8 protein-coding genes are annotated in these 13,443 nt (G+C 43.7%); 3 read left to right on the forward strand and 5 right to left on the reverse strand.

The annotated features are described in order from the left end of the window. The first annotated feature begins 447 nt into the window (after positions 1 to 447). Positions 448 to 2,109, forward strand: a complete 1,662-nt coding sequence (locus WKT13_RS05190) for a right-handed parallel beta-helix repeat-containing protein (protein WP_340323125.1) — start codon at positions 448 to 450, stop codon at positions 2,107 to 2,109. Positions 2,110 to 2,651: 542 nt separating this feature from the next. Then, positions 2,652 to 4,343, forward strand: a complete 1,692-nt coding sequence (locus WKT13_RS05195; protein WP_340323126.1) for a hypothetical protein — start codon at positions 2,652 to 2,654, stop codon at positions 4,341 to 4,343. 167 nt (positions 4,344 to 4,510) lie between these two features. Here WKT13_RS05195 and WKT13_RS05200 read toward each other — a convergent pair whose 3' ends face one another. The 5 genes from WKT13_RS05200 to trmB all read right to left on the reverse strand — a co-directional run bounded on the left by WKT13_RS05200 (position 4,511) and on the right by trmB (position 12,697). Then, on the reverse strand, positions 4,511 to 5,611 hold the full coding sequence (locus WKT13_RS05200) for an Mrp/NBP35 family ATP-binding protein (RefSeq protein WP_298619923.1): 1,101 nt from the start codon (positions 5,609 to 5,611) through the stop codon (positions 4,511 to 4,513). Positions 5,612 to 6,198: 587 nt separating this feature from the next. Further along, positions 6,199 to 8,526: a GH92 family glycosyl hydrolase gene (locus WKT13_RS05205; RefSeq protein ID WP_340323127.1), complete on the reverse strand. Its 2,328-nt coding sequence runs from the start codon at positions 8,524 to 8,526 to the stop codon at positions 6,199 to 6,201. Between the two features lie 13 nt (positions 8,527 to 8,539). Further along, positions 8,540 to 9,334 (reverse strand): basic secretory protein-like protein, encoded by a 795-nt coding sequence (locus tag WKT13_RS05210; RefSeq protein WP_445323580.1) that lies wholly within the window; start codon positions 9,332 to 9,334, stop codon positions 8,540 to 8,542. Between the two features lie 64 nt (positions 9,335 to 9,398). Beyond that, on the reverse strand, positions 9,399 to 11,744 hold the full coding sequence (locus WKT13_RS05215; protein ID WP_340323128.1) for a GH92 family glycosyl hydrolase: 2,346 nt from the start codon (positions 11,742 to 11,744) through the stop codon (positions 9,399 to 9,401). 182 nt (positions 11,745 to 11,926) lie between these two features. Continuing rightward, a complete protein-coding gene (trmB, locus tag WKT13_RS05220) occupies positions 11,927 to 12,697 on the reverse strand; it encodes a tRNA (guanosine(46)-N7)-methyltransferase TrmB (protein ID WP_340323129.1) in 771 nt (256 codons plus the stop codon). 258 nt (positions 12,698 to 12,955) lie between these two features. Between trmB and WKT13_RS05225 the strand changes: the two genes are divergently transcribed. Then, complete coding sequence (locus tag WKT13_RS05225; RefSeq protein ID WP_340323130.1) at positions 12,956 to 13,333, forward strand: BlaI/MecI/CopY family transcriptional regulator; 378 nt, start codon at positions 12,956 to 12,958, stop codon at positions 13,331 to 13,333. Positions 13,334 to 13,443: the final 110 nt, after the last annotated feature.

Below are 13,443 nucleotides of genomic sequence, written 5' to 3' on the forward strand. Positions count from 1 at the left end.
TTCTTTTGTCAAAAAAAAGTCAAGAAAATCTGTAAGTTCTCCGCCCGAGTTTTCTTTCAAAACACAGATTTGAGGCATAAGGAAGAATACAGAAGAAATGCATCATTCCTGCGGTGACGACCCACCGATTATGGCAACACGGATCTGTCAAATATGAAGCAATGCCTCTCACAGTTTATCCTCTCATATATTGTACGTAAGTTTTACGTTATTATATTTCACACCATTAATAAAACTGATTCACATAGAATTCTTCCAAGACCCACAGACTCTGCATAAATATAAATTGTAAACAATGCAGACATGCATAATACTGATTACACGGGTTTGAGCCAAATATCAGTCATGTACCGGAAATAAAACGGATAACGCATTTGATAAATGAAAAGAAATATATAACTTTGCCATAAAGCAAACCTGAAATCTATGAGAGCCTACACAAATAAAATGTTCTTACTTTTTGTGTTCACGCTATGGACACTCCACCCTCTGTCACTCCCGGCCCAGTCTATTTCGGTATTGAAATTCGGAGCTGTGCCCGACGACGGCAAGGACGACACCCGAGCCCTGCGCCGAGCAGCCGAATACTGCCGCAAACATCCAGGCACCACCCTGACCATACCGCCGGGCACATACCGCCTGCGCGACTCCAAGGCCGAACAACTGAAACATGAAGTATTGCAAGGAAAAATGGGCGGCGACCCGGAGAAAGTGATCTTCACTCCGTATTATCCATACGTACGCGGTCTCGATTTCGACGGCTCTGACTCCGTGACAATAGAGGCTTCAGGTGCTACACTGATGTGTGAGGGATGGATGGAACCTCTGTCCATAACCAACTGCCGCAACGTCACCGTCCGTGGACTGACTATCGACTACAAGCGCAAACCTTTTTCGCAAGGCACGGTGCTGGAAGTGAACGAAAACTCCTTCGTAGTACAATTTGACGACAGACGCATAATAACCAACGAGATACCCATAACACGCATCACGCTATGGGATGACGCCATAAGCGGATTCTACGCAGAACCGCTCTATTTTCCCAAACGCAGACTACTTGGCGGCAACCGCGTGGAGTTTGAAGGCCGTATCCCGAAACGTCTGCAGGGCACATACATGGCCGCCCTCCATTCATTCCATTTCCGTCCGGCCATATTCATAGGCAACAGCATTTCTACAAAACTCGACGGAGTAACCATACACTCGCAACCGGGCATGGGCATAGTAGGATTCGACAGCACCGACATCACCATATGCCGACTGTCTGTCAGTCCGGCTCCAGGATTTCTGTTCTCCACCAATACTGATGCCACGCACTTCGCATCATGCCGAGGAAAGATAAGTTTCGACCAATGCTGTTTCCGCGGACAGGGCGATGACGCCACAAATGTGCACGGATACTATCACAACATTGCCTCAGTAACAGACGGCACTGCCACACTGCAACTGCAATCGCCTACATTCACCCATGCACAGATGGCAGACGTTCCGTGCATAGGCGACAGTATGGAACTTGTGCGCATAGCTACACTTGTGCCTGAAAAAACATTTGTGGTAACGGCCGTGGAACACAAAGAGAAGGAGAAAGACGTGAGGATAAGACTCGACGGTGAGCTGCCGGAAAACTACGGCGAGTATTATCTTCTGAACGCATCAAAGCTTCCACAACTCAGTTTCTGCCGCTCCACGGTGTGGGGACAGCTGGCACGCGGAGTGCTTGTGAAAACCCGTGGCGTGGAAATAAAAGGCAACACATTCCGCGGTTGTACTGGCACAGCCATACATGTGGGTGCAGAATCAGGATGGAAAGAAGGCAGCCACGCAAAGGACGTAACCATATCTGACAACGTGATAGTGAACTGCGGCCTCGGTGCAGGCACACAGTTCGGTGCATCAGGCATTGCTGTTGTGATAGACGCACCGGAGACTGACAATACATTCCTGCATGAGAACATACGCATATATGGCAATACCATCATTGGAAACGGATCAAACGGATGCGGCATAGCCATACGCAACGCCAGACACGTGGAGCTTGCAGGCAACCATATAGAGGGATGCGACAAAGCTGTAATAATCCACTCTACTGACGACATAAGTATAAAATAGTAAATCAAAAGAACGGACACAACAGCAACATCTATCACTGCATCGGGCAATATTTCCTGTAAACCAGATGCGTCACCTATCTTTCTATCTCCCGGAAAAAGGACCACAATGCCTTCCATACCCGTTAATACGCACAAAGACCGCGTATTTAATATTTATTTATATTGCTTTAAGAAAATATACATATATTCAAAATAAAGCCGTAACTTTGCAATACATATACCAAAACATTGGAATATAATACTAATACAGAAACAAACAGCCCAATAATACTGACATTTATCCAAACCACAGATACGGTCTGAACAAATGAATAGAAGTCGGACAACTCATCTTAAAACTAAGTGATGTAACAAAATAACGGACAGTACACACTGTAAACATATTGAAAGACGAAAGCAATGGCATAAGAAAAGTACGTGATATTTTCAACAATGGCATTACACACAAGAATTCTATAACAAACAAAAATAAATAATCTTTACACAAAGAATCCCACTCTGTCGATACAGCAAACAGGATTCGATTATCAAAGAAAGAATATGGTAAGAAAATTTTTTTACTTTCTTCCCCTCATACTGCTGGCAATGAGCACGTTGTCGGGATGTACTGAAAGCGAAGAGGACAAAGCTCCTAAAGTTGAGAAAATTGATGACGAGGATTTGGTGAACTATGGATGGAAATGGGCCATCAGGTTTGACAACTATCTGAGGATGCAGGCCTCGCCCGACATACGCAATGGAGGGTATTTCGCACAGATAGACGACATGGACAGCTATGACGCCATATTCATGTTCGACGACAAATGCCGTTTGAGCCAGGCATGTATCAACAGAGTGTGGTACTACTTCTTCACTCAAGGCAGCAAAATGTATGTGTCATACTGCAACGACACATGGACCCACAGTTCTTTTGACTTTCAATACACAAACCCTACAGGCACAAACGCTTTTGAGAAAATGGCAGCATACCTCAAGGCTGTGTATAAGACTGTGTCTTTCCTGCCGAAACCCGCTACAAGCAATCTCAACGATATATTCGCAGGCGTGAGTCGTGGTAAATACAACACTTCTTCCGCATCGGACAACGATGAAGCCATGCAGCAGTTCTGTGAAACCGCTTACTATTATGAAGATGCAACTCCCACTCTGCGTAAAGACCTTTTCTACACATACATGTTCGTACACTATGCACATGAACGCACAGGAGACTACAATCAGATCGGAATAATGGCATCGCCTATACATAACACAACATTCATCCGCGATTATAATGTAGGAAATTATGGCGATGAGATTGAGAATAAAGTGTATTGCGGATTGGTTTTCGGAACATCACCTGAAGTGACACTCAATAATTGTGAATATGTATCTAAGTTGGTTCCGCTGGATCCGGTGGACGATTATGTATGGGTGGATGTGCCGGAAAATATGGAGCACAAAACATATTATGTGCGTGCATTCATGGTGTCTGAACAGGAAAAGAAGAAAGTGGAACAGGGCGAATACATCCATCCTCACCTTGTATATTATGAGCAAGGTTGTCCTGACAGTATGGAAAAGTTCTACAACAGCGAAATGCAGATAGACAATATCAACGTCACTATCGAGTCTGTCATAAACAGAGTATTGACAGTAAATCTTACAGGCGAGTTGTCATTACCGGGAGAACTTTCCGGAGAATTTCACGAGGCACTCTATCTGAAGACAAAACCTTTGGGAGAGAAATCATACACTGAAATCGGCATGGTGGATCCGGGAAACTTTAATAAACATATTTATGTAGATAGACGTGACTTCAAGGAACTGGACACGGAGAACTTCGTAGCCCGTGGAGAATGGGAACTTGCCGTATATGCCGGATGGGTGTGCATAGGAAAAGTACCCTTTACCATAGTTTATGACAAAAAGCCCTCCATACGCTATACTGATTTCAGCTCTGACGGAACAAAGGTGAAATATAAGAGAATATACGAAGGCGCGTTTTGGTTCGACGATAATGTACTCGGTATGATGGAATACAGCAAAGGCTCTTTTGAATATTTCTCATCCTTCGCCATTGATACCACATACGACGACGAAGAAGATATAGACGACACCGGCCTTATCTCACACCAACTTAAAACAACCGGAGCATACATGCAGACCACTGTCAACGGTAAAGTTCTGAAAAGCAACCGGCTTGTGTATGTAAGAGATGCCGATGGCAAACGAATAAATATCTATCTGGAATAAATGATAAAACAGACGGACCGACCACTGCGTGATTGCAGCAATATTATTACGCCGTACATCAGTCCGATGAAGAGACGTTAATTAATAATAAAAGAAAACTCCGTGGTGATCATTTCACAGATCGGTCACCACGGAGTTTTTCATATCGGGTATTACACGTTTGTATTTCAGTTCTTAACTTCCACTATCTTAGTCGGCCCCATTTCCTTGTTCCTGCGATTGACAACTGTCACCACAGCCTGGGCCAGATTAAGGAATACCTGTCCGAGAATAGAGTCACTGTTGAGAGCGGCAGGTTTGCCGTCATCGCCACTTTCACACAATCCCTGTACTATAGGAATCTGAGCGAGCAGCGGAATGTTCATCTCCTTGGCCAGTTTCTTGCATCCTTCCTTACCGAAGATGAAGTATTTGTTTTCGGGAAGTTCGGCAGGGGTAAACCATGCCATGTTCTCCACAAGACCGAGAATAGGCACATTCACCTTATCATTCGTGTACATGTCAATACCTTTGCGGGCGTCGGCCAAGGCAACATCCTGTGGTGTGCTGACTATTACAGCGCCGGTAATGGCGAGTGTCTGCAACAGTGTGAGATGGATGTCGCTTGTTCCCGGCGGTGTGTCGAGAATGAAATAGTCGAGTTCGTCCCAGTCGGCATCAGCTATGAGCTGCTTCAAAGCGTTTGAGGCCATACCGCCACGCCAGAGCGTTGCAGTATCCGGATTGACGAAAAATCCGATGCTGAGCAGCTTTACTCCGTATTTCTGCAGAGGCTCAATAAGTGTACGACCGTCTTTCTCGACGCTGTATATACGTTCTTTCTCCACATCAAACATCTTAGGCAGTGACGGACCGAAGATATCTGTATCGAGTATTCCGACCTTGTAGCCGAGTTTTGCCAGCGCTATGGCAAGATTGACTGCTACGGTACTCTTGCCCACTCCGCCCTTACCGGAGCTCACAGCAACCACATTCTTGACCTGCGGCAGCATCTTACCGGGCTTCGGACGTGCCTTCGATGTGAATTCAGTGTCTATCGTCACTTCCACTTCTTCTGACACATAGTAATGGATTGCATGCTCGGCTGCCTTGACAACTGATTTGAGAAAAGGATCTGTCTCGCGCGGAAAAATGAGCGAGAACGACACCTTCATGCCGTCTATTCTCAGGTTGTCGGCAAGCATCTCACTCTCCACGATGTTCTTTTTCGTACCTGGATAGATGACGGTTGCCAGCGCCTTCTTTATCATTTCAGGATATAATACCATAAATATCTTGTTTTTTTGATTAATATTCGTTGCTTATAATTATTCTTATCAACTGCAAAAACCGTGCCCTAAAACGCTATTTCTTCCGCATTACTCGGCAGCATTAAACCAATACTTCGGTCTGAACCTAAACACACGGCTTATAAAGAGCCGATTGCAACGGCAAAGTTACAACAAATATTATAATGCCACAAACCGCATGAAACAAAAAGCGGGAAGGAGGATAAAACATAACAAAAACGTGGTTCTCACCAATTCATGTAATATTAAAGCCTATATTGGGTTGTAATAAAGCCCATATCGTCCCATGAAATAGGCCGTTTTGCAGTCTGAAACAGCCCATATCACAGCCTGAAACAGTACGTTTCATAGCTCAAAAAGCACCAAATCAGAACCGGCGCTGCCAAACATTACAGTTAGAACAATAAACAAGGGCAGGTTATGATTCCCGCAACATTATGTCAGAATCATTTATGATACAATACCGATATTTTAATCTTACACGGCATATATCTGCCTACAAAAAAGGAGAACAGCCATCAGCGGGCCGTCCTCCTTAGAGTATAAAAATAATGAATGAATCAATCTTAAAGTTGCATGCCGTGCTTGTATGCTACGGTCTTGCCGTCAGTCGAAACCGAAGGAGCAATATCTTCCTTGGCGACGGCCCACTTCTTGTTAGGCTTCTTGCTCATGACAAACTCTATGTCGATGCCGTTCTTCACATCGTCCCATGTCAGATACGACTTGGTGTAGAGATTTCCGTTAACATATACTTTATTAATATATACGGCATCCTTGCTCCAGTTCTTGGTTGTCATTCTGATATGGCGTCCGTTGCTCATCCTAACGTCAACAGCAGGCAGTGCCGGTGAACCGAAGTTATAGTATCCACTGCCCGGACATACAGGATAGAAACCGAGACAGTTGAATATATACCATGCCGACATCTGACCACAGTCGTCGTTTCCGCAAAGCGAGCCCGGCTTGTTGCCATAGAATCTGTCGACAACCTCACGCACCCACTTCTGGCATTTCCAGCCTTCTCCGATGTAATTGTAGAGATAGGCCACGTGGTGGCAAGGCTCGTTTCCGTGCCAATAAGCACCTATACGTCCGTGAATGTCGTGAGCTCCCGGGATGTTCTCCGGCAGCTCATAAAGGAACAATGAGTCAAGACGTGAACGGAATAGGTCGCGTCCCATCAGGTTGATAAGTCCCTGAACGTCCTGCGGAACAGTCCAGTGATACTGAACAGTAAAACCTTCTGTGATGTCACCCCAGCCATTTACTGAACCAGGTCCCTGATAAGCCACAGGAGCAAACGGTGTGCGCCACTTGCCGTTTATGTCCTTACCACGCATATATCCGGTCTGGCTGTCGTAGAGATTCTGATAGCTCATGGCACGGTTCATGAAATATTCGTACTCCTTGTTCTTGCCGAGTTTCTTTGCTGCCTGAGCGATGGCGTAATCGTCGTAAGCGTATTCCAATGTCTTTGATACAGATTCCGCCTCCTTGTCGAACGGCACATAACCGAGAGAGCGGTATTCCGGCAGACAGTCGTAGTTATTGTTCATTGCAGTCGTGACCATTGCTTCGAAAGCACGTTCGTAATCAAAACCTTTAACGTCCTTGCATATCATGTCGGCCAGTATGGCTGCTGCGTGATAACCTATCATACACCACGTCTCGTTGCTGGCAAACGACCAGTAAGGCAGCATCTTCTCAACACTCTTGTCGTAGTGTGCAAGCATAGAGTTGGCCACGTCGGCCTGTATGTCCTGATGCACAAGATTCATCAGCGGATGGAATGCTCTGTATGTGTCCCAGAACGAAAACTCGGTGCGGTTTGTAAAGCCGCTCTCCTTCTCAACGTTCTTGTCAAGTCCGAGATAAGAACCGTCAGCGTCATTATATACAAACGGACACAATGCGGCATGATATGCCGATGTGTAGAAAGTTTCCTTCTGTTCCTGTATTCCCTTTATGGTATATGTGGAGAGTTCCTTCTCCCATTTCTGTTCGGCAAGTGCCTTAACACTGTCGAAAGTCATGCCGTCGAGCTCACGCATGTTGAGAGCCGCACCGTCGGTACTGATGGCCGAGATGGATGTCTTCACCGTAACCACCTCATTATCGTCAGTTGCAAACGACGCAGTAAACATAATGTTAGGTCCCCAGGCCTCACGGTTGCTGCGGAAACGTGATGTGTTGTATATCACCGGTTTCTTGTCCTGATATATCATAAAGTTCTTCAGAGGCTTTGAGAATACTGCTCTGAAATATATGTGACGCTCCGGTCCCCATCCCTTTACGAGCTTATATCCTGTCACAACACTATCATTCTCTACGCGAATGTTCGACCAGATACATTTCTGCCACAACGTATGGTTGAAATCAATAAGGATGAATGATTTGTCTGATTTCGGATAGGTGAAACGGAAAATGCCGCTTCTCACTGCCGAGGTCATCTCTGCCTTCACGCCATAATCCTTGAGCATCACACTGTAATAACCCGGAGTGGCTTTCTCCTCTTCGTGAGAGAAACGGGAGCGATAACCTTCATCAGGATTCTCGTCTGTGCCTGGATCGAGTTTTATGTCCCCGGTACCGGGCATGAAAAGGAAGTCACCAAGATCAGGAATACCTGTTCCACTAAGATGGGTCAGCGAGAAACCTTGTATAGACTGACGGTTCCACTTGTATCCGGAAGCGCAGTCGTAGAAATGCTCATCTGTGTCCGGACTTATCTGTATTCCGCCGAAAGGAATCTGCGCGCCCGGATATACATTGCCGTATCCGTCTGTTCCGACAAACGGATTGACATAATCTATCAGCCGTTCGGCCTTATCCTGTTTTGCATAAACAGTCATGGACAAAGCCATGACTGCCATTAAAAAGTATTTTCTCATTCTGATTAGTTTTTTATTCCTTTATGTCGCCAACAGCAACCTGATATTCGTGCCACAGTCCGTCGATAGTATATTTATCGCCAAGAATGTGTTTTATGGCTCCATCCCATGACCATGGAACGATCTCAAGAGTAGAACGGTTGAACTTGCGCAGGAAATCAGGATCCTTATGATCTCTTATCCATACGAAGAAATATCCAGCATGACGATATCCGTCCATATAATTGCCGCCTTTCGGACGATCCTGTTCACCATGGAAACCGCCATTGGCAACACGCACAGCGTCGGCCATTCCCTCGATGAATGCCCATACGGTCTTGCTGTTTCCGTAATTACCTATACCCTGCGGTTCAAGCTGGAAGGCATGTGTTAGTTCATGAAGCAGCACACCTCTTGTCTCGAAATCAACACGCGCAGTATCATTGTTGGCGAACGAATGTTCTACATGGCGGGTGCTGTAGAAGATGTCCACGAAACCGTTGCCACCACCTTTAGCTGAAATACCGTCTGTATCCTCAAGTTTGTAATGCAGTCTGTCCAGAGCGGGAATACTGTCTTTCGGAGAGAAATACAGTGTATTGAGAACCTCACGCGATACTTTGTTTATGTATGCTTCGGGATCAGGTATTATGGCATGATAAATCTTAGAACCCTTGCTGTCCGGAGTCTGATCATCAAAATAGATGTCCTTTATCTTAAAACTTTCCCACTGATCGGCTGAAGCAGCCTTTTTGGATGTTCCGCACGCAGTGAACATCATAAGGCCACAAGCAAGAGCAGCCACTGTAACTGTTTTTCTGATTTTCATAGTTTTCTGTTATTAATGTTCTTTATTTATCCTTTGAATATCTCTTCTTAAGATTGATAAACCATTATTCACCCTTTGTCATAGAATAAGGCTTGTCTGTTGCAGCCAATCCGCGCTTTTTATTCGGCTTGCTACTCATGACAAACTCTATATCACAACCATCAGTAAACATCTTATGAGTTACGTACAACTTCGAATATGGTTTGCCGTTTATCTTCACACTTTGCACATATCTGTTCTTGTCGCTTACCTTCGGGGCCTTTATAGTTATGTGCTTTCCGTTTGAAAGAGTAACGTTCATATAAGGAAGATAAGGTGCGCCAAGCACATACTGGTCACTGCCGGGACATACCGGATAGAATCCCATTGCAGAGAATATGTACCATGCTGACATCTGACCGCAGTCATCATTTCCTCCAAGACCACGTATATGGTTACGGTACATCTTGTTCATGATTGTTCGCATCCATGTCTGTGTCTTCCATGGCTGTGATGTCCACGCATAGAGATAAGGGATGTGGTGGCTAGGTTCATTGCCATGAACATATCCGCCGACAAGACAATCGATGGTAACATCTTCGTTGTGTTCATAATATTTCGCAGGAAGATCCATTTCAAAGAGCTTATCCAATTTTCCGACAAATGCCTTCTCGCCACCGAAAAGATTTATAAGTCCGAACACATCCTGAGGTGCCTGGAAAGAGAAATTCCATGAGTTGCCTTCAATGAATCCCTCACCAGATGTCTGATAAGGATCCAAGTCTTTTTTGAAAGAACCGTCAGAATAACGAGGACTTGCAAATCCTACGTTCTTATCAAATGTATTGCGATAATAAAGTGCGCGTTTCTCAAACTGTCCGGCAACATCACTCATACCCAGTTGCTTTGCTGCATTGTATATGGTCCAGTCGTCAAAAGAATATTCCAATGTATTTGAAGCCGCCGTACCATTTTTGTCAAACGGAGCATAACCGAGCTTCATATAATCTCCCAGACTCTCATAATAAGGACATGTTGCCGTTTCCACCATTGCCTTCATCGCAGCATCACGATCAATGTTAGCACCTTTCACAAGCGCATCGGCAAGAACTGTAACAGCATGATAACCGGTCATACACCATCCCTCATTTGCCATAAGACTCCATATAGGCAACATATGATGAACACTTTGCTGCTGATGGGCAATCATTGATTTCACCATGTTTGTATTACGGTCCGGCTTTATAAGTCCGAGCAACGGATGTAACGCACGGTATGTGTCCCAAACTGAGAATATTGTATAATTGTCAAAATCTTCGGCTACATGTATATTACCATCAAGTCCGCGATATTTTCTGTCCACATCCATGTATATGGACGGATTTATCATTGTGTGATAAAGTGATGTATACAACATTGCTTTCTGATCATCTGTACCTTCACACTCTATCAGACTTAACTCATGATTCCACAATCCTTCTGTCTCCGTACGTATCTGATCAAACGATTTTCCTCCTACTTCTGCACGGAGATTCTTCAAAGCACCGTCTGTTCCTACGGCAGACAAGGCTACCTTTATAGTAAGCTGCTGAGAGTCGCTATTGTCGAAATTGAAATAGGCAACGATATCTCGTCCTGCAATCTCCGGGAAATTACGATTGACATTAAACTTCCGCCAGAATCCCTGATACTTCGGAGTCTTCATGTCCTTATAGCCATAATCCTTTATCGGTTTGCTGAGCGATATGGCAAAGTAAGTATAGTTGCAGCGTGCCCAGCCGTTAGTGATGCGATAACCAGTTATCAACGTATCATTCTCAACTCTCAAACTGCTCCAAAGCACTTTACCGTCATAATTGTAAATACCGTGCAGCAAGTCAAGAATAATGCGACAATCGTCGCCTTTAGGGAATGTGTAACGATGCACACCGACTCTCTGTGTGGCTGTCATCTCGGCTTTAATATTATAATCACTGAGAGTAACACCATAATATCCCGGTTCTGCAACCTCCGTATCATGCGAGAAACGCGAACGATAACCGTTTTCAGGTTTATCAGCCATACCAGGATTAAGTTTCAACGCACCCGTCTGAGGCATTATCATGATGTCTCCGAGATCAGAGTGTCCGGTTCCGCTCAAGTGTGTATGACTGAAACCGACAATTGTCGGATCCTCATGCTGATAACCAGCGCAATAAGCATAGACTTTTCCGACATATCGGCCGTTGATATTTTGGGGGATAGTGTCTGTCTCCGGACTGAGCTGCACAATTCCGAATGGAGCACACGCTCCAGGAAAAGTATGTCCCATGCCACTTGTTCCAATCATAGGATTGACATACGACACAGGTTCCTTTTTCGTGTCTGCCCAAGAACCGGACAATCCGGTCAATAGCAATAGAGATGCAATAAATAAAAATTTCCTGTTCATGCCGTGTAAGAATTTAGCTTTTACTTTATTAATAACAATTCAATATTCTTGATAATCAAACCAAATGTCACTGTATATCACGCTTGCAAGTTTATTATGCAGAAATACAGTGACACTGTAATATTATATTAAAAATAAATTCCTGAATATAAAATATAAAGAATTATTCCAACTTAATGCTGTCATTTCGCAACAGTGAGACTACTGCGTTTGGTACGTTTATAGCTGCGGTACTCGTCAAGTGGGATTTCCACATCCGGTTCATGCAACTCACCTTCATGCGGGAGTCTGAATTTCATATATCGAATATTAAGGCCACGCTCAATCCACTGGCTCTCATAATATGTTTTTATTCCCAGAATACTCTGTGTCTGTTCGTCAAGTCCATCTGTATGGTACAGGTCTTCAGTGGAGAAAAGCAATTGAAGACTATTTCTCTGAACCATATATGATGTATACGTAAAAAGGAAATTTGAATCCGTCTTCAAATGTATCAGCCCTCCATCCGTGAGAAACTTGCGATAACGTTCCATGAAATACGTACTCGTAAGACGTTTTCTGACGCTCTTCATCTGAGGGTCACTGAATGTCAACCAAATCTCCTGCACCTCATCAACATCAAAGAAACGGTCTATTATCTCAATATTGGTACGCAAAAATGCCACATTCGGCAGCTTCTCTTCAAGCGCCTGCGTTGCTCCGCTCCACATTCTTGCACCCTTTATATCAACACCAATAAAGTTTATCTCAGGAAAACGCTTTGCCAGTTCAACCGTATATTCACCGCGTCCACAACCAAGTTCAAGCACTATAGGACCATCATTCTTAAAATACTGCTCACGCCAATGTCCTTTCATATCAAAAGGTTTCTGCTCCACAACGGAATACGGATATTCGAACACGTTCTCATATCGTTCCATATCAGCAAACTTTGCTAATTTTCCCCTGCCCATATTTTCGTATATAATTTTGTTGGCAAAGTTACTGTAAATCGAACACAAAACAAAACAAAAACAATCCGTTTTCACATTCATATACATTATTAATATCAATAGTTGGTATCAATGGCAAGGAATATAACACATCGCACCCATTTACTAAAAATAAAAGTTAAATTCCATCGTTTACTAAAAATTTAATAGATGGTTATTTGTCCTGTGTTTCCTTAATATCTATATTTGTAAAAAAGTTTCACACAAACAATCTTACTTATGGACAAAAACAGAAAGATGACCCAACATGAAAAGCAGATAATGGGGATGTTATGGAATTCGGAGAAACAAAAAGCCACTATCAGTGAACTTCTCGAAATGTTTCCCGAGCCAAAACCGGCATATACAACATTAGCCACATTTTTGAGAATCATGACACAAAAAGGATTTGTCAAATACGAAAAACACAAAGGAATGAAAAACTTTGTTTTCTATCCATCCATAAGTAAAAGAGAATATCTGAAGTTTGAAACCAATGAAATGAAGAACACCTTTTTCGGAGGATCATTCAAATCGCTTGTTTCATTTTTTGTGGAAAACGAAAATCTTAGTAATGACGAATTACAAGAGATTATCGAACTGATAAACAGTAAATAAAAAAATCCACGCGAACCTGTAATTAAAAATAAGAACAATCATTATCATTTTGCCTATGGTGTCTCTTATTATTTATTCGATAAAATCGGCATTTTGTCTAACCCTGCTAT

This window comes from Prevotella sp. HCN-7019 (assembly GCF_037890215.1).
GTDB lineage: Bacteria > Bacteroidota > Bacteroidia > Bacteroidales > Bacteroidaceae > Prevotella.

What these genes read in the sequence shown, in the direction of transcription:
- WKT13_RS05200 (WP_298619923.1), bottom strand. Translation starts at nt 5,611, where the DNA reads ATGGTATTATATCCTGAAATGATAAAGAAGGCGCTGGCAACCGTCATC.
- WKT13_RS05195 (WP_340323126.1), top strand. Translation starts at nt 2,652, where the DNA reads ATGGTAAGAAAATTTTTTTACTTTCTTCCCCTCATACTGCTGGCAATG.
- trmB (WP_340323129.1), bottom strand. Translation starts at nt 12,697, where the DNA reads ATGGGCAGGGGAAAATTAGCAAAGTTTGCTGATATGGAACGATATGAG.
- WKT13_RS05225 (WP_340323130.1), top strand. Translation starts at nt 12,956, where the DNA reads ATGGACAAAAACAGAAAGATGACCCAACATGAAAAGCAGATAATGGGG.
- WKT13_RS05215 (WP_340323128.1), bottom strand. Translation starts at nt 11,744, where the DNA reads ATGAACAGGAAATTTTTATTTATTGCATCTCTATTGCTATTGACCGGA.
- WKT13_RS05205 (WP_340323127.1), bottom strand. Translation starts at nt 8,526, where the DNA reads ATGAGAAAATACTTTTTAATGGCAGTCATGGCTTTGTCCATGACTGTT.
- WKT13_RS05190 (WP_340323125.1), top strand. Translation starts at nt 448, where the DNA reads ATGTTCTTACTTTTTGTGTTCACGCTATGGACACTCCACCCTCTGTCA.
- WKT13_RS05210 (WP_445323580.1), bottom strand. Translation starts at nt 9,334, where the DNA reads ATGAAAATCAGAAAAACAGTTACAGTGGCTGCTCTTGCTTGTGGCCTT.